At 62.4% G+C, this 20314-nt stretch carries 20 protein-coding genes and 1 tRNA gene; 6 read left to right on the top strand and 15 right to left on the bottom strand.

The genetic code is table 11. From position 1 onward, the window contains the following. Positions 1–77 precede the first annotated feature (77 nt). The 3 genes from GTW23_RS03190 to GTW23_RS03180 all read right to left on the bottom strand — a co-directional run bounded on the left by GTW23_RS03190 (position 78) and on the right by GTW23_RS03180 (position 1517). On the bottom strand, positions 78–446 hold the full coding sequence (locus GTW23_RS03190; protein ID WP_252914588.1) for a hypothetical protein: 369 nt from the start codon (positions 444–446) through the stop codon (positions 78–80). Positions 447–462: 16 nt separating this feature from the next. Continuing rightward, complete coding sequence (locus tag GTW23_RS03185) at positions 463–717, bottom strand: hypothetical protein (protein ID WP_252914587.1); 255 nt, start codon at positions 715–717, stop codon at positions 463–465. A gap of 724 nt (positions 718–1441) precedes the next feature. Continuing rightward, a tRNA-Ile gene (locus GTW23_RS03180) sits at positions 1442–1517 on the bottom strand. 378 nt (positions 1518–1895) lie between these two features. On the opposite strand from GTW23_RS03180, the gene GTW23_RS03175 reads away from it, so the two are divergent. Then, a complete protein-coding gene (locus GTW23_RS03175; RefSeq protein WP_252914586.1) occupies positions 1896–2651 on the top strand; it encodes an SIMPL domain-containing protein in 756 nt (251 codons plus the stop codon). A gap of 131 nt (positions 2652–2782) precedes the next feature. Here GTW23_RS03175 and GTW23_RS03170 read toward each other — a convergent pair whose 3' ends face one another. The 5 genes from GTW23_RS03170 to GTW23_RS03150 form a co-directional block, all read right to left on the bottom strand. Then, a complete protein-coding gene (locus GTW23_RS03170; protein WP_252914585.1) occupies positions 2783–3169 on the bottom strand; it encodes a hypothetical protein in 387 nt (128 codons plus the stop codon). A 282-nt stretch (positions 3170–3451) separates the two neighbouring features. After that, positions 3452–3823, bottom strand: coding sequence for a hypothetical protein (locus tag GTW23_RS03165; protein ID WP_252914584.1), 372 nt, complete (start codon positions 3821–3823; stop codon positions 3452–3454). 216 nt (positions 3824–4039) lie between these two features. Further along, complete coding sequence (locus tag GTW23_RS03160) at positions 4040–4648, bottom strand: GNAT family N-acetyltransferase (RefSeq protein WP_252914583.1); 609 nt, start codon at positions 4646–4648, stop codon at positions 4040–4042. A gap of 20 nt (positions 4649–4668) precedes the next feature. Beyond that, the gene (locus GTW23_RS03155; RefSeq protein WP_152007810.1) at positions 4669–5082 is read right to left on the bottom strand and encodes a ketosteroid isomerase-related protein; all 414 of its coding nucleotides are present in this window, start codon (positions 5080–5082) and stop codon (positions 4669–4671) included. Between the two features lie 1198 nt (positions 5083–6280). Then, on the bottom strand, positions 6281–7486 hold the full coding sequence (locus tag GTW23_RS03150) for a DUF930 domain-containing protein (RefSeq protein WP_252914582.1): 1206 nt from the start codon (positions 7484–7486) through the stop codon (positions 6281–6283). 227 nt (positions 7487–7713) lie between these two features. Between GTW23_RS03150 and GTW23_RS03145 the strand changes: the two genes are divergently transcribed. Both GTW23_RS03145 and GTW23_RS03140 read left to right on the top strand, forming a co-directional pair. Then, a complete protein-coding gene (locus tag GTW23_RS03145; RefSeq protein WP_152007808.1) occupies positions 7714–8388 on the top strand; it encodes an SDR family oxidoreductase in 675 nt (224 codons plus the stop codon). Positions 8389–8543: 155 nt separating this feature from the next. Then, entirely contained in the window at positions 8544–9158 is a 615-nt protein-coding gene (locus GTW23_RS03140) for a glutathione S-transferase family protein (RefSeq protein ID WP_252914581.1), read from the top strand. Positions 9159–9173: 15 nt separating this feature from the next. On the opposite strand, the gene GTW23_RS03135 is transcribed toward GTW23_RS03140, so the two are convergent. From GTW23_RS03135 to rpoD, 3 genes are all read right to left on the bottom strand, one after another. Then, positions 9174–9407, bottom strand: coding sequence for an RND transporter (locus tag GTW23_RS03135; protein WP_152007804.1), 234 nt, complete (start codon positions 9405–9407; stop codon positions 9174–9176). A gap of 135 nt (positions 9408–9542) precedes the next feature. After that, on the bottom strand, positions 9543–9815 hold the full coding sequence (locus tag GTW23_RS03130; RefSeq protein ID WP_252914580.1) for a DUF2442 domain-containing protein: 273 nt from the start codon (positions 9813–9815) through the stop codon (positions 9543–9545). A 297-nt stretch (positions 9816–10112) separates the two neighbouring features. Beyond that, on the bottom strand, positions 10113–12158 hold the full coding sequence (gene rpoD, locus GTW23_RS03125) for an RNA polymerase sigma factor RpoD (RefSeq protein ID WP_152007801.1): 2046 nt from the start codon (positions 12156–12158) through the stop codon (positions 10113–10115). Between the two features lie 121 nt (positions 12159–12279). Between rpoD and GTW23_RS03120 the strand changes: the two genes are divergently transcribed. Then, positions 12280–12531, top strand: coding sequence for a hypothetical protein (locus GTW23_RS03120; RefSeq protein ID WP_152007800.1), 252 nt, complete (start codon positions 12280–12282; stop codon positions 12529–12531). A 59-nt stretch (positions 12532–12590) separates the two neighbouring features. Here GTW23_RS03120 and dnaG read toward each other — a convergent pair whose 3' ends face one another. Continuing rightward, entirely contained in the window at positions 12591–14612 is a 2022-nt protein-coding gene (gene dnaG / locus GTW23_RS03115; RefSeq protein WP_252914579.1) for a DNA primase, read from the bottom strand. Between the two features lie 357 nt (positions 14613–14969). Between dnaG and GTW23_RS03110 the strand changes: the two genes are divergently transcribed. Continuing rightward, positions 14970–16781, top strand: coding sequence for a putative bifunctional diguanylate cyclase/phosphodiesterase (locus GTW23_RS03110; RefSeq protein WP_252914578.1), 1812 nt, complete (start codon positions 14970–14972; stop codon positions 16779–16781). Between the two features lie 21 nt (positions 16782–16802). On the opposite strand, the gene GTW23_RS03105 is transcribed toward GTW23_RS03110, so the two are convergent. From GTW23_RS03105 to GTW23_RS03095, 3 genes are all read right to left on the bottom strand, one after another. Then, a complete protein-coding gene (locus tag GTW23_RS03105) occupies positions 16803–17543 on the bottom strand; it encodes a helix-turn-helix transcriptional regulator (protein ID WP_152007797.1) in 741 nt (246 codons plus the stop codon). Beyond that, the gene (locus tag GTW23_RS03100) at positions 17540–18010 is read right to left on the bottom strand and encodes a PAS domain-containing protein (protein WP_252914577.1); all 471 of its coding nucleotides are present in this window, start codon (positions 18008–18010) and stop codon (positions 17540–17542) included. The genes GTW23_RS03105 and GTW23_RS03100 overlap by 4 nt, the downstream gene beginning before the upstream one ends. A 292-nt stretch (positions 18011–18302) precedes the next feature. Further along, positions 18303–18752 (bottom strand): GatB/YqeY domain-containing protein, encoded by a 450-nt coding sequence (locus GTW23_RS03095; RefSeq protein ID WP_252915556.1) that lies wholly within the window; start codon positions 18750–18752, stop codon positions 18303–18305. Positions 18753–19059: 307 nt separating this feature from the next. Between GTW23_RS03095 and carA the strand changes: the two genes are divergently transcribed. Further along, complete coding sequence (carA, locus tag GTW23_RS03090) at positions 19060–20256, top strand: glutamine-hydrolyzing carbamoyl-phosphate synthase small subunit (RefSeq protein ID WP_252914576.1); 1197 nt, start codon at positions 19060–19062, stop codon at positions 20254–20256. Positions 20257–20314 lie beyond the last annotated feature (58 nt).

The following is a 20314-nucleotide window of genomic DNA, read 5'->3' as shown; positions in this document are numbered from 1 at the left end:
TCGAACTACAGCCGAAAGCGAGGACCGAGGGGCGAGAAAACTCGGAGTTATTCAGCCATGTACATCACAGATGACACCTAAAACAAGATGATTAGGCATAATAAGCATAGGGTACATCCACCCTTTGCGACGACACCATTTGACTCCATGAGAATAGGGTCTTTCCCGGGAGACATTTGAAATACGAGGCGTGTCGCAACTTCGTCCTTATCGTCTTCGGTAGGAACGAGCATATTGCCATCTAACCAATGGACATGGAAACCATCAGGAACCTCCTGTCCTTCAGAAATCAAATTGCTAATCATATAAGACTGCGGGTCTTTTTTGAACGCCTCCCTTTTTTCTGCGTCAGCAAGTTCGTCTATAATTTCCTTGGCTACTGACAAATCAAATTTTTTGAAACCAGGTGCACTATTTCTTACGATTAGATCTACTGATGCTAACATGTAAATATCCCCACTCTTAGCAATTTCCTCGTGATACACTTACGGGCTTACCCGGCTTATGCTTTTGACACTTCAACATTGCACTGACTGAATTACTCGCACGAACCGCCCTCTTACTTCCGTCATGCCATCGACAACAATAGTCTTTTCGCCCTTTGTCGCCATCACTATTCTCTTGAGCATCAAATATTTTCTGTAGCTCTTCAATTTCGGCTTGGTCGAATGTGAATTTTTTACCATCTGAGGTGCCAACTATGTCTGCGTCATCCATGCTACAATCTCCAATTATTGAAACGCAATAATAGTTGGGCAAAAAAATACTTATGTCAACTTGCAACAAATCGGCATTCTCCAGAATCTGCAAAATCGGGTTGAAGTGTTCCCCGTCTTTGGATCGCCTCGAACAGGAACTTCCAAGGGTGTTGAGCCTGCCCCGAATGCTGGACCGCCGGACTTTGGAGTTTTCCGGGAACATAGCCCTCCATTTATGAGACGATGATGTTTAAGAACGCTATGCTCTATGGCGCAGTCGGCGCTTCCAACTTGCAGGACCACGTCATGGACCGACGCATCGCGAACCTGGAAAAGCTAACACCATGATTTGCCAACTTACACAGTTCACGTCTGACCATGAGCACGGATTAAACGGATTATGAAGTCACCTTCTCAGTCCCGTTTGGAGTTTGCCATCGCTTGAATTCAAGCAGCCGACTGAAAAACCAGGCCTTCAAAGTCATGGAGACATAGATTCTATTTGCATTCTTGGAAATCTCAAACCGCCCTCAAAGCCGATTTGAAAGAATCTTGAAATCGCGCCCCGAACATACGAGCCCGCCCCCGGGACCAACCAGACAGCAAATCCCACCCACAGCTCACTCTATAACCACTCCCACAAACCACTGTATTCACAAGAATTCCCGCAATTTCCCGCGCAATCCCACCATTTCCCGCCTTCCTATAGGACCGGGTGACAAACTACAGCGATGGACAAAACTTGGTAGGCCTGGAGGGATTCGAACCCCCAACCAAGCGGTTATGAGCCGCCGGCTCTAACCGTTGAGCTACAGGCCTTCCTTGCGGGTGCGGCGCCTTGGATCGACCCTGTTGCGGGCGGAGCAAGCCGCCGTTTGCAGGACCGGATGCGCCGTCCGGATGCTGGCGGTTTAGCCCAAATCAAATGCGGCGACAAGACGTGCCGGCACGACATCCTCAAGCGGCCGCAGGGAGGACCGGGCATGGACGGCGCGCCGCCTTCCCCATCGGCAGAGCGCCGCCGCAATGCGTCCACATTCGCTCGCCATGACTTTCGCTGTCGGGACATCACAGCGCTTGCGCTTCCAGCCGGATGCGCAATGCACGTTGCAACCCTATGAATTGATGCATGGACGTCATCGGACAAATGGTAGATTCGAACGCAACATGCATCAGGTACCAGATCGGAGATTTTTCATGACCTCATCCTTCCACGCCCGCCGCCGCATGGCTGTCGCCGGCGCACTCTCCGCGCTCATGCTCACCGCGGCCCCCGCGGCCTTTGCCGATGATGTCCGCGCGCCGCAGCCCGGCGTGATTTCCGTCTCCGGCGAGGGCGTGGCGGCGGTGGCGCCCGACATGGCGGTGATCTCGCTCACCGTGCTGCGCGAGGCCGAGACGGCACGCGAGGCGCTTGACGCCAACAACGCCGCGATGAGCGATGTGCTTGCCGCGATGAAGGCCGAGGGCATTGCCGAGCGCGACCTGCAGACCGGTGGCTTTTCGATCCAGCCGCGATGGGTCTACCCTGAAAACCGGGACGGCGAGACCCGCGAGCCGCGGATCGTCGGCTACACCGTCAACAACACGCTGACCGTGCGCATACGCGATCTGAGCCGGCTCGGCGCCATTCTCGACACCTCCGTCAGCCTCGGCGTCAACCAGGGCGGCAACATCATCTTCACCAATGATGACAAGGACAAGATCCGCGAAGCGGCCCGCCTCGACGCGGTCGCCAATGCCAGGGCCAAGGCCCAGGCGATGACCGGCGCGCTGGGCGTGGGTCTGGGCCGCATCACCCAGATTTCGGAGAACTCCGGTTCCGCGCCGCCGATGCCGATGGTCCGCGCCGAAATGGCGATGATGTCGAAGGCGGCCGATGAGGTGCCCGTCGCCTCGGGCGAGAACGAATATCGCGTCACCGTCAACGTCACCTGGGAAATCGCCCAGTAGCCACAGTCTACCCTGGTTTTCCGCGACGGGGATATGAATACGACCAACAGCACCAAACCCCGGGATGGAAACATCCCGGGGTTTGGTTTTCAGGCGGTGGCCGTGACCGCCCGTGAAACGGCGTATCCGCGTTAGCGGCGGAAGCCGATCACCGGGCAGTTGCGCTCGTTGGCGAAAACCACCCGCACCGGACGGTGATGGCGGAAGCCCTCGACGACAACCCGGCGGTCACCGGCGCGGACCACATCGGCGCGGCGGACGCCCATGTCACGGGCCTTGTCGACAGCGATGTCGGGCCGGCAGACATCGCGGTAGCCGCCGAAACCGTCCCGACCGCCACGCCGGTCATGATCGCGGCTGCCGCGACGGTCAAGATCGCGAACGGCAATACCGCCGCCCGGTCCGCCGATGGAAAATTCGAAACCGATGCCGCCTGCATTGGCGGAAGCGGCCGAGGCGGCAATGCCGGCGGTGGCGACAACGAGAGCGGCAAACGTGGAACGGATGAAACGGTTCATGACGGTATCTCCTGGGGGCGACATGGCGCCTGGGGCTGGTGGTGTCTGTCTCGACCGGCTGCCCGTTCGATTGATCCGACACTAGCCCCGCCGACCTGAACCGAACTGGAACCAGCCGTTAATCCGCGGTTCATGCCGGCGGGGCCGCCGCCGGTTTGAAAGCACCTGTCAGACCGCCGTCACCGCGTCGCCGCCCGGACCGGGTGAGGCAAGCTGCGGACATGAAAAACCCCGGCAGGCAGGCGCCCCCGGGGTCTTGCTTGGTCTGGATGGAAATGCGGCTTAGCGGCGAACCTTGATCACCGGGCAATGGCGCTGGTTGGCGAAGACCACACGGACCGGGCGGTGATGGCGGAAGCCCTCAACGACGACGCGGCGGTGACCGGCGCGGACGACATCGGCGCGGCGGATGCCCATGTGGCGGGCCTTCTGCACGGCGCGGTGCGGACGGCAGACATCGCGATGACCGCGGTGCCCCTCGAACCGGTCCCAGCCGCCGCGGCGATCGTAGTCGCGGATGACGACACCGCCGCCGGGACCACCGAACGAAAATTCGAATCCGACACCGCCCGCAGTGGCGGCAGGAGCGGAAGCGGCAAGCCCGGCGGTGGCGACAACGAGGGCGGTGAGTGCATTGCGGATGAAGCTGTTCATGACTGTTCTCCAGATGTGGCGGCGTTTGATGCCTTGAGTGGGTGTCCATGACTTCGAACTTGTCCCGATCGGATGTCCCGTTCGCCGGGTGTCCCTATCGATTGACCCCACACTAGTCCCACCCGCCTGAACCGAAGCGGAACCGGCCATTCATCCTGTGTTCATGAAAAGATCCGCGCCGCGAAAGCGGCGACGCCGCGCGTCGGGCGGCATGCCTCAGAGATCCCGGCCCCAGACCTGCAGCCGCTTGACGCTTTCCGCCGTCTTGCCGATGTCGCGCCAGGAGAACTCTGCCTGAAGCCCCTCGAGCGGACGGTAGCCGATGCGACGCCAGAACCCGTCCAGGGGCACGTAATCGTCGGGCCTTGCCGGATGATCGGTGGGCCGCATCACCGAGGCAAACACCGCGCGCCCGAACCCCTGAGCCCGGCCCTCAGCCTCGCGCATTTCGAAAAACGTGCGGCCCGCGCCCTGCCCCCGGTAGCCTGGCAACAGAACCGATTCCGCCAGGTAGAAGAAGTCCTTCGGATCAAGCCCGGCACCGGCGAAGGGCGCGGCAAACTCATCGGCGTGATCGGCAAGAGGTGCTGCCGTCGCAGCCCCCACCATGCGGCCGGCATCATCCCGGGCCGCAACCACCACCGCGCCCGGCGAGGCGGCGAAGGTGCTCAGATAGCGCGCCTCATAGGCGGCATCGCCCTCATAGAGATAGGGCCAGGCGGCAAAGACAGAGATTCTGAGCTGCGCCAGGTCATCGAGCGCCGCCTCGATCTCGCCCTTTGCCAGCACGGAAAAACTCAGAGCCGACCTTCCAGCCGCTGCCATAGCGTTTTCTCCGGGCCGGCTCAGCCGGCTTTGACCTGCTCGATCCAGTGGTTGAGATTGTAGCTGGTTGTCACCCGGCTGATCAGGCGGTCATCGATCTCGAAGAAGATCCCCGCCGGCAGCGAATAGCGCTGCCCATTGGCGTCCGGCAGGCCCTCGGCGGTGGCGAGATAGGTCCCGCGCACGGTGAATTCCGCCGCCGCGCGGCTGCCGCTGTCATCGACCATGATGGCGATGTCGCCGAGCTCCTCGTCGTAATGACGGCTCATCATTCCATTGAACCAGCGGAATTTTTCCTTGCCGATCTCGCGATCGCCCTGGTTGATGTCATGCGCCACGTCATCGCTGAGGCACGCCAGCATGGCTTCGGAATCCTTGGCGTTGAACGCGTCGAGATAGCGGCGGATCAGGGCGGTGGTGTCGTCTCGGCTCATCAGGGGTCTCCGGAAGGGAATTTCGGTTGCAGCACTGGTGCCACAGCCGGGGCGCGGGTGGCAAGGGCAAGGGGCAAGTAGCGAACGCGCCAAGCGGACCGCCGCGGATACGGTCGTCAACTCAGACTGTAACGCCGGAACGGGTGATCCGGTTCCGCGGGAGAACGACGCACGAAAGCCCTCCGCGCGTCTCGACGCGAGGAGTTTTGGAAGGGACAGTCCGGAGGGCCGCGCGCAGGCTGTGCCGTTCGGAAGTGGATTTGGTGCGCATGCCACCGCCGTGGCGGAGACATGCGGGGGGTGGCGCAGATTGCGCGCGGGCCCGAATATCGCCGGATGATGTCCACATCCGACAGGCAGTGGCGTGCCGCGTCCTGCCACCCGGACATGGGCAGCGATCAGCGGCGGGTGGCATCGTCCGGCACGGGCTGGGCCTTGCGTAAAAGATCCGGGAACGCCAGGGCGGCTGACACTGCGCCAGACACCCTCCCCGCATCCGCAAGACGACCCGCCACAGGCCCGTTTCCACCCTCACCCTGACAGCCGGCCGGCGCTGGCCGGCACAAGGGGCAAAGGTTTCTCCGGTGGCTGGCTTGGCCGATCCTCCCGTTGGACATCCCATTGGAGATCCCGTTCAGGCTGACCCTGCTGCCAGCGGAACCCGCCGGTGCACCGCCTCCTCCTTCGTTCCGCCGCACGTTACGACAGATACCCGGAGGCCTTCCTCCCGCCTGGACCGGCACGTTTCCGGTCCATCCGGTGACAGGAGCGGCATGAGTGTGGCACGGAGTTGGAGGGTGTGGAAGAAATGGGCGCTGATTTTCATGCAATGGCGCGGCGCACACCCTTGCCCCCTCAGTGGCGAAAAGGCGGGAGCGGAACAACGCGGGGCCTATCTCCCCCCTTGCGGGGGAGATGTCTGCGAAGCAGACAGAGGGGGGCATGGTTCTGCTTGTCTCGAACGCGCGCATCTTGGAGAGGATTCACCCCCCTCTGTCACCTACGGTGACATCTCCCCCGCAAGGGGGGAGATTGGGGCTTGTCCAGACCGGTTAGGTTGCCAAGAAAATGAACCGGATTGGGTGTCTACATTCCGGTATAGGCAGTCCCCCCTCACCTGAAAAATCTACGACTTGGCGCTCTCGCGCCAAGACCGTGATTTTTCTTCCTCTCCCACAAGGGGAGAGGCTTCGGGGCCTCAAAACTCGGGAAACCCCCTCGCGCGCCAGTCCTGGCGCGGGATCGGCGTGCCGACCTTGAAGCTGAAGTCGGTGACGCGGAGCGCGTCTCTGTCGACGGTGCAGCGAAAGCTCAGATTGTACCAGGCGCCACCGGCGCGGAAGGCGGCGTTGGGGACCGCGAGCAAGGTGCCGCCTGGCAGCCGGTAGGCCGGTAGCAGTTCCACCCGGTAAGGTTCGGGCGCGCGGCGCAGCTGCTCGCGCAATTCGGTCGTGCAGAGCCTGCTGCCGCGTTCTTCGCGCGGCAGCGCCCGCATGGCCGTGGTCGCAACGGCATGACCGGTGTCGACGATTGAAGACAGCGCCCGCACCCCGGGCAGGCCGTTGTCAACGGCGGGCGCGGTGTCCGCAGGCGCGGCGGACGGCGCGCGGGTGGCGGAGGCGGGCGGCGGGCTTTCAACCGGGTCGGGCACGACCGGCTCCGGCGCCACAGGTGGCGGGGCGTCCACGGGATCTTCCGGCAGCAGCGCCAGCTCGGCCTGGTCAGCGGCGTCAGGCAGATTGCCCGGGGCGTCGCCCGCCAGAACCTCGTCCGGCGGGGTGATCTCGGCAGGCATGGCCGGCGCCGGGGCATCCTGCTGCGCCGGCTGCTCGACAGGGGTTTCAGCCAGCTCTTCGGCCGCTTCTTCGGCGGGGACTTCGTCTCCGGCTTCCGTCTCCGGCGGAACCTCCGCTGCGGTTTCAGCTTCGGGCTCGGGTTCGGGCGCGACTTCCGTTACCTGCGGTTGCGCCTCCGGTTGATCCTGTTGCGGCGCTTGCGCAGCCCCGCCATCAAGTGCGATCTCCGGACCCGCGTCTTCCTCGCCGAACTGGAACACCGGCCGCATAACCTGGATCGGCACGGCCCTGCCTTCGCCCTCACTGTCCGGCCCGGCGGGAGCAGGCGGCGTTTCCTCAGCCTGCTCGGGTTCAGGCTCCGGTTCGGCCGGCGCTTCGGCCTCGGGCTCCGGCGCGGGCTCTTCCGGCTCAGGTTCTGGGGCTGCCGCCGGTTCGGGCTCCGGCGGCGGCACGATGGTCACCGCGACCACCTCTTCCTCCGGTTCCACCTCGGCCATCGGCTCGGGCAGGTCAAACAGCAGGACGGCCACGACCAGCCCGTGCAGCAACAGCGACACAAGCAGACCGCCGCTCAGGGTATTCAGTCTGACATTCGACCAACGCATCATGAGGCGATGCTTAGCAGAAAATCAGGCGGAACAAGGACACGACCGCGTGAGGCGGCATTTTTGTCTGGGGATCTCAGTCCCGCCCGGCAGTTCACCCGGCAAGGCCCGGCGAAACAGACAGCACAGCTGCGGGCTCCTCGCCACCGGGAATTCGGCCGCCCGTCCATGGAACACCTCCCGCGCTCGCGCGTTGGCGAAGTACACCCCATGGCCAAGGAGAATGCCTTATGACCACCAAGACCCTTTTCATCACCGGCGCATCGAGCGGCATTGGTGCCGCGACCGCACGGGCGGCACGGCTGGCAGGCTGGAATGTCGGCCTGTTCGCCCGCTCGGAAGACAAGCTCACCGCGCTGGTTGAGGAACTGGGCGACCGCGCGCTGGCGCTGCCGGGCGACGTCACGAGCCTGGATGAGCTGAACCAGGCCATGGCCAATCTGCGGCACACCTATGGCGGTGTCGACGCCGCCTTCGCCAATGCCGGAATGGGGCTTGAGACCGCCGGCACCGAGCACGGCGACCCGGACGAATGGCGCAGGCTCATCGACGTCAACATCGTCGGCCTGCTCAACACCGCCAAGGCGGCGATCCCGCATCTCCGGGCACGCAAGGGCCACATGCTGATGACCGGATCGGCAGCCGGCCGGGTGCATATTCCCGGTTCCGTCTACGGCGCCTCGAAATGGTTCGTCCACGGCTATGCCGGCAACCTGGCCGAGGAAATGAAGGAATGGGGCGGCCGCTGCACGGTGATTGCGCCGGGCATGGTCAACACCGCCTTTTTCGACGAGGAGAAACCCGACAAGCTGCAGCCCGAGGACGTTGCCGACGCGGTGATTTTCGCGCTCGAGGCCAAACAGCGCAACACCGTGCGCGAGATCTTCCTGATGCCCTCGGACTGACCCCCAAGGGCAGCAGAATCGGCCTCTGCAGCCTTGCAGCCCCCGACCGGTGCATGGCGGCCACAAGCTGGCCGCGATCCCGTCAGCGGGCACCTTGCTCCTGCCGCCTGAACCTGCCATGACAGATGCAATCTAGGCAGGCGGGAGAGGTCCCCATGAGCGGCTATACGCTATACTGGAAACCGGGTTCGGGCTCGATGGTGGTGGAAGCGGCACTGCGGATGATCGGCGTCGCTTTTGACGCGGTTGAAGTCGATGACACCGCCGATACCGCGTTCCTGGCGCTTAACCCCGCCGGCAAGGTACCTGTTCTCAAGCTCGCCTGCGGTCCGGTGATCGCCGAGAGCGCCGCCATCCTGATTTCGCTCGACGACATGTTCCCCGAGGCGCGCCTCCTGCCGCCGCGCGGCAGGTCCGGTCACGTCAAGGCGGTGCAGTGGCTGATCTTCATGGCCACCAACATCTACCCCGCCTGCCTGCGCTACTATTACCCCGAGCGTCACACCACCGACCCGGCGCACGAGGCCGCCGAGGCGATCCGGAGCCAGGCAGCCCTCGACATGGACCGCGATTTCGCCCGGCTCGCAGCAGTGGTTCAAGGCCCGTTCCTCGCCGGCCAGACCATGACCATCACCGATGTCTACGCGGCGATGCTGGCCGACTGGTACGATCCGGCGAAGAACACGCCGGAGATCAAGGCGCTGGTGGGCCGCGTGCTCGAGAACCCGGCCGTCAGCGACGCCTGGCGGCATCACGGCTTTCGGGCGTAGCTTGACTGCCCCCGGCTATTTTGCCGGAAGAAACGTCAGCGCCAGCTTCAGACCGGCGATCAGGAACGGGGTGGCGTGCATCAGGAGATCGAAGATATCGATCGGCTTGACCAGCGTGCCCGACGCCAGCATCTTCAGCTTCTCCCAGATATGTGGCTCGGGAAAGAACGGCGCCAGGCCGAGCGTCAGGCACAGGATGATGACGATCGGCCAGGAAAACTGGTTGAGGATCTGGGCAAGCAATTCCATCGCGACAGGCTCCGGCGTGAGATAGCCGCGCGCTGGACGCGGGCGGCTTTCACCCGCATGTCATGCGGATCGCCGGGGATTTCCAGAGGAATACATGCAATTGCGCGAATATGTCGCGGTGCGGCCGTGTGGCGATCAGGCCGCAGTTCTGCGCAGGCGGCCCTGCTCCGCCATTTCCCGATGCAGATTGATCGCATCGACATCGAAACCGTTGGGCCATGTCGGGACGCCATTCGAGAGAAAGACGCGGCTGAAAAACGCCTCATCGGCAAGCGGTCCGACCATCTCGCCGGTTGCCTCGCAAAGCAAGGAGAAATCCGCCTCGCCTTCCTCGCCGGTCGAAAACCGGACGAAAGCGGTATGATCAGCCAAGAGCTTCACCTCGACAACCTTCACGATCTCAATCATTCGACGTCGGCTCCGGGAACTTGATTGAACGCCATGTGAAGTCTGCCACGCTCCCAGTTTTCCAGCAAGTCAGCCCTGCGCAACTCTATCCAGTCGGCATACACCTCCTACCCCATGGCTGAGAAAGCTCTCGCCGCGAGACGACACGCCAAAGCCACACCCCGCGCAACAAAAAACCCGGCGCAATGGCCGGGTCTTGATGTTTTGGGCTTCCCCTCACTTGCGATTTCTAGCACTTGGCTGACGCCAAGGCGCTGAAATCGCTTTCTCTCCCACCAGGGGAGAGAGAGGCGAGCATCAGCTATCCAGAAAGCTCCGCAGCTTGCGTGACCGGCTCGGGTGCTTGAGCTTCCGCAAGGCTTTGGCCTCGATCTGGCGGATGCGTTCGCGGGTGACGGAGAACTGCTGGCCGACTTCCTCGAGCGTGTGGTCGGTGTTCATGCCGATGCCGAAGCGCATCCTGAGCACGCGCTCCTCACGCGGCGTCAGCGAGGCGAGCACGCGGGTCGTGGTTTCCCTGAGGTTCGCCTGGATCGCCGCGTCGATCGGCAGGATCGCGTTCTTGTCCTCGATGAAGTCCCCGAGGTGCGAATCTTCCTCGTCGCCGACCGGCGTTTCGAGGCTGATCGGCTCCTTGGCGATCTTGAGCACCTTGCGCACCTTCTCAAGCGGCATGGCGAGCTTTTCGGCCAGTTCCTCCGGCGTCGGCTCGCGGCCGATCTCGTGCAGCATCTGGCGCGATGTGCGGACTATCTTGTTGATCGTCTCGATCATGTGCACCGGGATACGGATGGTCCGGGCCTGGTCGGCGATCGAGCGGGTGATCGCTTGCCTGATCCACCAGGTGGCGTAGGTCGAGAACTTGTAGCCGCGGCGATACTCGAACTTGTCGACCGCCTTCATCAGGCCGATATTGCCTTCCTGGATCAGGTCGAGGAACTGCAGCCCGCGGTTGGTGTATTTCTTGGCGATCGAAATCACCAGGCGAAGGTTGGCCTCGACCATTTCCTTCTTGGCAATCCGCGCCTCGCGCTCGCCCTTCTGCACCATCTGCACGATGCGGCGGAACTCGGAGATCGAGATGCCGGTCTCGGTCGCCAGGAACTGGATCTCGGCGCGGATCTCGCGGATGTTGTTGGACTCGGACTTGGCGAAATCCTTCCAGCCCTTGGCCGACAGGTTGGCGATCGACTTCATCCAGTTCGGATCGAGCTCGGCGCCGGAATACTGCGTCAGGAAGTCGTCGCGCTTGACGCCATAGCTTTCGGCGAGCCGCAAGAGCCTTCCCTCGTTGGAGACCAGGCGCTTGTTGATGTCGTAGAGCTGCTCGACGAGCGAATCGATGCGGTTCTGGTTGAGCGACAGCGACTTGACCGCGGTGATCAGCGCGTCTTTCAGCTCCTTGTAGCGGCGCTCCTGCGCCGGCGACAGCGTGCCGGTGGCGGCAAGGCGGGCCTCCACCTGCTGGTCCTGCAGCTTGCGGAGCTTCTTGTAGGTCTCGGCGATGGTGTCGAGCGTCTCCATCACCTGCGGACGGAGTTCTGCCTCCATGGCCGCGAGCGAGAGATTGTTCTCGTCGTCGTCCTCGTCGTCCTCTTCGAAATTCTGGCTTTCACCGCCGACATTGGTGACGTCGTCGGAGGCTGCCTTCTCGGCGCGGGCCTTTTCCTTTTCCTCGGCCACCTTGCGGTCGGCCTCGATCTTTTCCGGGCTCTGGAACTGCGGTGCAGCCTTCGCCTCGGGACCGGAATAGGTGGTCTCCAGATCGATGATCTCGCGCAGAAGCGTAGCACCCTCGTTGAGTTCCTCGCGCCAGATGATGATCGCCTGGAAGGTCAACGGGCTTTCGCAAAGCCCGGCGATCATGGTCTCGCGGCCGGCCTCGATGCGCTTGGCAATGGCGATTTCGCCTTCGCGCGACAGAAGCTCAACCGAGCCCATCTCGCGCAGATACATGCGCACCGGATCGTCGGTACGGTCGGTCGGCTCTTTCTTCTTGGTCGCGGCAACGGCCGAGCCCGACGCGGTGGCGAGTTCGCCGCCTTCGCTGTCGCTGTCCGAATCGTCCTCGGCTTCCTTGTCTTCGCCGGCCTCGTCTTCCTCGACCACATTGATGCCCATGTCGGAGAGCATCGACAGGATGTCCTCGATCTGTTCGGAGGTTACCTCCTCGGAGGGCAGCACGGCATTGAGCTCGTCCATGGTCACATAACCCCGTTTCTTCGAGGTCTTGATCATTTTCTTGACGGCGTCATCCGACAGGTCGAGCAACGGCCCGTCAGGCGAAGTGCCCTCGCGCTCGTTCTCTGTGTCGTCTGCTGCTTCTTTTACCTTGGTTGCCATGGGCAGTCACTTTCCCCGGATTTCATTCGGTTGACATCGTCTGCGCCTGCCGTGAGGCGCGCGCTGCCGCCCCGATGGGCAGACAGCATGTGCGAATCATCCGGATTGTTGTGGCGTATGCATGCTTAATTCCCCATTAACCATGCCGATCATTGAACTCTTCGGTCGTTGGCTCTGCGGTCATCCGAACCCCGGAAAGCAGGACGTCATCGCACGCCGCCCGGCGCGCATGTTCCCGCGTGTTTTTGATCCAACAGGTGATTCCCACAAAAAACCTATCCGTCAAGGCTTTACGGGCAAAAAGCGCCTGGATCCGGCGATTAACGCCATTTTGCCTGCATTTTCGGTTTCACCGCCGGATAACCCTATTTAGGAGCCCGGTTTGATTCCACAAGTGCGCCGGAAACGAATTGCGACAGACCGGCCCGGGGGTCAGCCGCCGCGCGCACCCTTGACCCGGCCTGAAAGAACACCGAAGCCGTCGATGATGGCTTCCTGGTTCTCGAGCCGCGCCACCTCCAGCTGGACTTCCTGCAGCGCCAGCATCAGGCCGGGGATGGCATCCCCGTCGCCAGCTTCCGTGGCCTCTGCAATATCGCGCTGCAGCTCCGCCTTCTGCCATTTGAGCGCACGGGTGCGCTTGTGCAGCGCCAGCGCCTGCTGATAGCCCTCGCGCGCATCCTCGGCCGCGGCCTCCACCGTCGCCGTCCAGATCCGCGCATTGCGGATCTGTGCTTCGAGCCGGGCAATGAACTCGGCCTGCCCCCCGGCTTCAAGCGCCTCAAACAGCCGCTCGCGGTCAAACCGGCCGCCGACCGAGGCCGCGTCAAGCATCACCTGCCAGACCCGCATCAGGTTCTTGTCGTCAAATTCGAGCGCCGCCAGTTCATCGAACTCGTCGTGCAGCATCTGCGGGTGGTTGGCCACCGTCATCACCAGCACCGTTTCGCGCAGCGACGGCATCGCGCCATGGCCGCGCACCAGACCCGATTGCGTCAGCCGCTCGGAAACCGCCACGGTGCGGCCCGCCTGCAGACCGCCGCCACGCCCCTCGCCCGGTCGCCCGCCGCCGCCATAGGATCCGCCGCCACGCCCGTAGGATCCACCGCCGCTTCGGCCGTAAGACCCGCCGCCGGCCTTGCCCGGCTCGCGATTGCCATAGCCCGTCCCGCCGCCGAAGAAGGCCCGCATCCGGTCGCGCATGTCCTGCTGGTAGTGGCGGCGCAGACTTTCATCGGCGATCTGCCCCGTGGTCTGCCTGAGTTTCGCCTCGAGCTCGGCCCGGCTCTCCGGTGTCTCGAACACGCCGCTGCCGGCTTCGCGCGACCAGACCACATCGGCCAGTGGCCGCGCCGAGCCAATCACCTGGTCAAACGGTTCCCGCCCGTCATCACGGACAAGGTCGTCGGGATCCTTGCCCGGCGGCAGCACCGCTATCCGAAGCGAGCGGCCCGGCGCGATCAGCGGCAGCGCCAGATCAACCGTCCGGTTAGCCGCCCGTTGTCCGGCCTCGTCGCCGTCGAAGCACAGCACCGGTTGCGGCGTCACCCGCCAGAGCAGCTTGAGCTGGTTTTCACCCAGCGCCGTGCCCAGCGGCGCCACCACATTGTCGATGCCCGCCTGCGCCAGCGCAATGACGTCCATGTAGCCCTCGACCACCACCAGCGTACCGTCCGGTCCGCAGGCGCGGCGGGCGCGGGCATAGTTGTAAAGCACGTTGCCCTTGTGGAAGAGCTCGGTCTCGTTGGAATTGAGATACTTGGCAGGCGCGCCGGGCGAGAGCGCGCGTCCGCCAAAGGCGATCACCCGTTCGCGCGCCGACAGGATCGGAAACATGATCCGGTCGCGGAAGCGGTCATAGGAGACGGCGATCTCGGGCCCGTGCACCACCAGGCCGCAGGCCTCGATCTGCTCCTTGTCGACGCCGCGCGAGGCCAGGTGCTCCTTGAGCGCACTGCGGCTGTCAGGGCCGAAACCGAGGCGGAAGGCGGCGATGGTGCGCCCCGACAGCCCGCGGTCGCGCAAATAGGCCCTCGCCTTGGCGCCCTGTGGTCCCTGCAGCTGGTTTTCGAAGAAAGAGGCCGCCATTTCCATGACATCCTCGAGGCTGGCGCGCTGGCGCTCGCGCCGTGCCTCCTGCGGATCCTGCACCGGCATCGGAATGCCCGCCATGTCCGCCACCCGCTGCACCGCTTCTGGGAAATTCAGGCTTTCGAGCTCGGTGAGAAACTTGAAATGATCCCCCGAAACGCCGCAGCCGAAACAATGATAGCGGCCCTTGCGGTCCTCGCAGTGAAAACTCGGGGATTTTTCGCCATGGAACGGACAGCAGGCCCACCAGTCACCACGCGAGGTGTTGGTTTTCTTCCGGTCCCACGTCACATGCCTGCCAATCACGTCCGAGATCGGAACGCGTTCGCGGATATCGTCGAGAAAGGACGGTGAAAACCGCAATATCGGCGCGCCTCCGGCGCAAGCAGTGGGTCTGAGTGAAGATCTTGCCTATATAGGCACGCCAGGCACCGCTGGCAAAGGCCTTGGCGCCTCACTCCCCGTTATGCACACCGGTGAGCCACCGGAAGACTTCAATGCCCTTGGCCGGTAAAAAATGCACCGATGCCTAAAATTATACGCATATTAGAAAACACCAATAAATAATTTGGTCTTAAATATTATCCGAGGCAATGAGAAAGAGAACAGCGGTCATGAGCCCGCCCTCCATTGCAGAGCCGCGAGAACCGGCATGTTCAGGGTAACTTCACATGAGTGCGGGCCGGCGGTTTGCCGGATTTGAGCCTCGGGGCGGCGTCTATGGCTTGGAAAGCAGTTCGTTACGGCATCGGTACCAATTCCCTGGGGTTCAGGCTGACGGCGATCTATATCGCGCTTGCAGGCATTTGCCTGGCCCTTGCCACCATACCGTTTCTCTCCGAGCACAGCGTATCGGACGTCGCGCTGCACATGAACATGGCGATCGCCGGTCTCATCGGGACAGCGATCCTCATGGCACTGATGAGCCGCCGGCTCACCGGCCCGATCCGCAAGCTGACCGAAGTCGCCAGAAAGGTCGCAGAGGGTCATCTCAATGTGAAGGTGCCGGTCGATTGTTCCTGCGAAATCGGCGAGCTTGGCGCAAGCATGCGCACGATGGTCGCCCGTTTGCAGGCTTCGACGACCGAGATAAGCGAACTGGCCAATCATGACCTTGTCACCGGCCTTCCAAACCGGAACCGGTTGCAGACCCTTCTCGAGCGACAGACCGGCCTCGTCGGCGCCGATGGCGCCCCGGCGAGCGGTTCGGTGTTTTTCATCGATGTTCTTGAGCTCCGCAAGGTCAACGACCGGTTCGGCCACGAGACATCCGACCAGCTTCTCAAGACAATCGCCAGCCTGCTCGTCGCGGCCTCGCCCTGCAAAAGCCATGGTGACAACCTGCGCAGTTCAGGCAGCGAGGACGACGCCCTCCGCGAACCGGTCCTCGCGCGGTTTGGAGGAACCGAACTCGTGCTGTCCGTTCCGGATCTCACTGACCCGGACGGGATAGCCTCGGTGGCGAGGCGGCTGCACGCCGCACTCGCCGGCGGTGTCAAGGTCGACGGACGGCAGTTCCATCCTTCCATCGCGATCGGCATAGCCCGATACCCGCAGGATTCGGCCTCGGCCATCAAGGTCAAACAATACGCAGCACTTGCCTGCAACAATTCGATCGCGCTGCAGGAAACAGAGAGAACCGTCCTGTTCCAAAGCTGGATGATCGAGGTGATCAAGTCGCGCGAAACCATGGAGCGCGATCTTCGCACCGCCATAGCCGATGGCCACTTCGAGGTCTATTACCAGCCCAAGGTCAGCGCTCGTGACTGGACAGTTACAGGCGTCGAGGCGTTGGTCCGGTTCAACCACCCGGAGCGCGGCCTGGTGGGACCCGGCGATTTCATCGAGATCGCCGAAATGACCGGGCTTATCTACGATATCGGCCTGATCGTGCTGGAGGAAGCCATTTGCCAGTGCGCCGAATGGCACCGCGCCGGCCAGTCGACCGAAGTCTCGATCAATGTCTCAATCGAGCAATTCAGGAATACCGAATTCTCGAACCTGGTCATCTCTATTCTCAACGAACATGAATGCCCCGCCGATCTCGTCACCATCGAGATCACCGAAACCATCGCTCACACCAACATTGTCAGTGTCTCAGACCATATCAAGGCGCTGAGGGCGGTTGGCGTCCGCATCGCGATTGATGATTTCGGGACCGGATACTCGAACCTTGCACAACTCACCGGCCTGAAGTTCGACATTCTGAAAGTCGACCGCTCCTTCGTTTCCGGCATCGACAGCGAGGGCAAGGCGCGGGAAGTGTCCAGGGCCATCATCCAGCTCGGCAAGAATCTCGGATGCCGGGTCGTGGTCGAGGGTACCGAAACACCGGGACAAGTGGCCGCGGCGGCGCAGCTCGGCTGCGATGAGATCCAGGGATTCTTCTTCTCAAAGCCGATGAAGCGCAGCGACTTCGACACCTGGAAACAGCTTCGGGCCAGCAATCCGGTGCGCAAAGCACTGGACAGCATCGTCGCCGGCGGCCTTACCAAGATCATCCCGCCGCAAGGCAGGCTGACCGCGAGTTAGAGAATGGCCAACCCGGCCGCCCTACTTGAACAACCCGAGCCGGATCGCGTAGACCACGGCCTGCGTCCGGTTGGAGCAGCCAAGCTTCTTGGTCGCAATCGTCGCGTAGTGATTGACCGTATGTTCCGACAGCCCGGTGATGCGGGCGATCTCGGGACTGGTCTTGCCTTCGGCAGTCCATTTCAGGATTTCGACTTCCCGGTCATTGAGAACCGATTTCGCCGCATGATCGGCAACGCTGATCTTGGAAATCTGCTCAACCAACATGGTCGCAAACAGCGACAGCGTCGACAGCTCCTCGGCAGAAGGAGAATCACGGTCCCCCATGAAGGACACCGCGTGACGCAGGCCGTGATTGTCGTGAACCGGAAAGTACACGCCCATGGTCAGGTCAAAACGGCCGAACAGCTCGTTGGCGTTCTGCGGTTCCTCTCCGGGGCGGTTGCTGTTGACATCCGCAACCTCGAACACGAGCGGCGTAATCCGCTTGCGCAACTGGTCCAGAATCGGGCTGTTCCTGGCGAGGCCCAGCCGGTCGTAACCGGCGATCAGCTCCGGCGGCCAGCTTGAAATCGTCGCCATGCTGGCAATCGAGCTGTCATCACCTGAGACAGCCGAGGGCAACGTGATCACAGAAAAATAGCGAAACCCGTAACTCAGGCAAACCTTGCGCAACACCTGCATGGCATCGAAGATGGTGCGGATATCCTTGATGACGCCGAAGGGTTGGGCTGCATAAGCCGGGCTCTGAAAGAGAGTCACGGCGCCTCCCCTTCCAGTACCACCGCGCGCACCATATCCTGGTACTCATGGCAGTATCCGATCAATTCGCCGTCATTGTCAGCCCTGTATCGGCCCGCTACGGCAATCAGTCGATAAGATCCGGAGCCCCCCTTCACCCTCATGACGAATCGGAAGCCGTTGCGCCGGGTTGTCGCCGATTCCAGCAATGCCTCAATCACTGCCACATCCTCCGGATGATAGCAGGTCAGTATCTTTGCCAGGCTGACCGACCCGTTGGTGGCCTCCATGCCATGGATACGCGCCGCATCCTCGGACCAGAACACCAGCCCCGTCGCGATATCCAGCCGCCAGATCCCCAAAGGCACAATGGAACCAAGCAGATCCACAACTTCGCCGCTGGTGACGCCGACGTGCTCCCAGCACTGTTCCGGAAACCGGCGATGAACCTGGTCGAAATGAATTTGGGAGGCGGTATTGAGCATCATGAGTTGTCCTATCCGCGGATCGAATCCGCGCTTTAGCGCGAATCATCTCACCGCCGTATCTCATCGGTTACAGGCGAGGGTTGCGTTGGGATACTCCCAGAATTTAGGGTATTAGACCACCGCGAAATGGTTGTGTACCCGACGCCCGGTCGCCGATGATACCACCGCAGATTAGGGTGCCCACCCGGACACGCAAGAGATACTTTTCACTTGCAACCCGGTGCCTGATTCCAGTGGCCCGCGGCTCCGCCCGGCCGCAGCGCACTGCATTCCCGGGCGAACTCCCGACAAGCTACTGCAGAAGACCCTTGACCATACCGCAGGCCTTGGAAAAATCCATCTGGCCCGGATAGCGCTCTTTCAGCACGTTCATGCACTTGCCCATGTCGCGCAGGCCCGAGGCTCCGGTTTCCGAAACCACGGACTTGCACAACTCGCGCACTTCCTCCTCCGGCAGCTGCTGCGGCAGGAACTGACGGATGATGGCAATTTCGTCCCGCTCCTGCTGGGCAAGCTCGAGACGTGCATTTTCTTCGTAGATCGCAGCCGATTCCTCGCGCTGCTTGATCATCTTGGTCAGGATCTGAAGGATATCATCGTCACTGACGGGATCCTTGCCGGCACCGCGATTGGCGATGTCACGATCCTTTATGGCAGCCTGAATCAGCCGCAATGTCGACATGCGGCGCGAATTCTTGGCGCGGATGGCATCCTTGAGCGTTTCGCTAAAACGTTCACGCATCATCTAACTATCTCCGGCAGTTCCTTCTCGACCCTTTCGGGGCTGCATATGCAGGAGCAGAGGATTACCCCTTTGGCTGCATCCTGTTCAAGCGATTTATTGACAAGGACACAGGACTGTCCTGATTGACCGCAGCCTGCACCTTCTCTATTTACCGGCACTTGAAAGACCGGACCAAGATCCATCCATCGCGAGAACTGCTGACCGCTGGTGGCTTCCGGATGTCTTAAATGGCGATGCCCCGACCAGAGATCAAGGGGCCCCAGCCCGGTGTGACACCGGCTTCTCAGCTGTGAACGGAGTTGACATGACCACGAGCCCCTGGACTGAAAAAAAGCCGACCGCCGTCCTGGTCTTTGCTGACGGAACGGTTATCCGCGGCCATGGTGTCGGCGCCACCGGCCAGGCCCGTGCCGAGGTCTGCTTCAACACGGCGCTGACCGGCTACCAGGAAATCCTCACCGACCCGTCTTACCTGGGCCAGATCGTCACCTTCACCTTTCCCCACATCGGCAATATCGGCGCCAATGCGGAGGATATCGAGGACCTCACCCCCGCAGCCCATATCGGCGCGGTCGGCGTGATCCTGAAGGCCGACATCACCGAGCCGTCGAATTACCGCTCGGCGGAGCACTTCGACGCCTGGCTCAAGGCCCGCGGCATCGTCGGGCTGTCGGGCGTCGATACCCGTGCATTGACCGCCTGGATCCGCGAGAACGGCGCCCCGAATGCGGTCATCGCCCACGACCCTTCCGGCGAGTTCGACATTGAGGCGCTGACCGCAAAGGCCGCCGAATGGAGCGGTCTCGAAGGCCTGGACCTTGCCAGGGACGCCACCTCCGGCCAGTCCTCGACTTGGACCCAGGCCCCCTGGGTGTGGAACGAAGGCTTTGCCGAAACCGGCGAACCGGTGGCCCACATCGTCGCCATCGACTATGGCGTCAAGCGCAACATCCTGCGGCTGTTCTCGGGCCTTGGCTGCAAGGTCACGGTGGTTCCGGCCAGCATGAGCGCCGAGGACATTCTCGCCATGGCGCCCGACGGGGTGTTCCTGTCGAACGGCCCCGGCGACCCGGCAGCGACCGGCGAATATGCCGTGCCGGTGATCCGCAAACTGATCGAAAGCGGCATTCCGATGTTCGGCATCTGCCTGGGCCACCAGATCCTGGCGCTGGCGCTCGGCGGCACCACGGTCAAGATGCACCAGGGCCATCACGGCGCCAATCACCCGGTCAAGGACCACACCACCGGCAAGGTCGAGATCGTGTCGATGAACCACGGCTTCGCGGTCGATGCCAAGAGCCTGCCCGAAGGTGTAGAGGAGACCCACGTCTCGCTGTTCGACGGCTCCAACTGCGGTCTGCGGCTGGTCGGCAAGCCGGTGTTCTCGGTCCAGCACCACCCGGAAGCCTCGCCCGGCCCGCAGGACAGCCACTATCTGTTCCGCCGCTTCATGAACATGGTCGGTGAACGCAAGGGACTGCCTGCGCTGGCCGAGCGGTGAAACCTGAAGGCCGGCATCTGGCTGGAGCGGCATGCAAATTCCCGGTCCCGGCAAGGTC

This window comes from Parahoeflea alexandrii, from assembly GCF_024105735.1.
GTDB lineage: Bacteria > Pseudomonadota > Alphaproteobacteria > Rhizobiales > Rhizobiaceae > Hoeflea > Hoeflea alexandrii.
The sequence above is the reverse complement of the archived record's forward strand: the minus strand, read 5'-3'. Positions and strand labels throughout refer to the sequence as shown.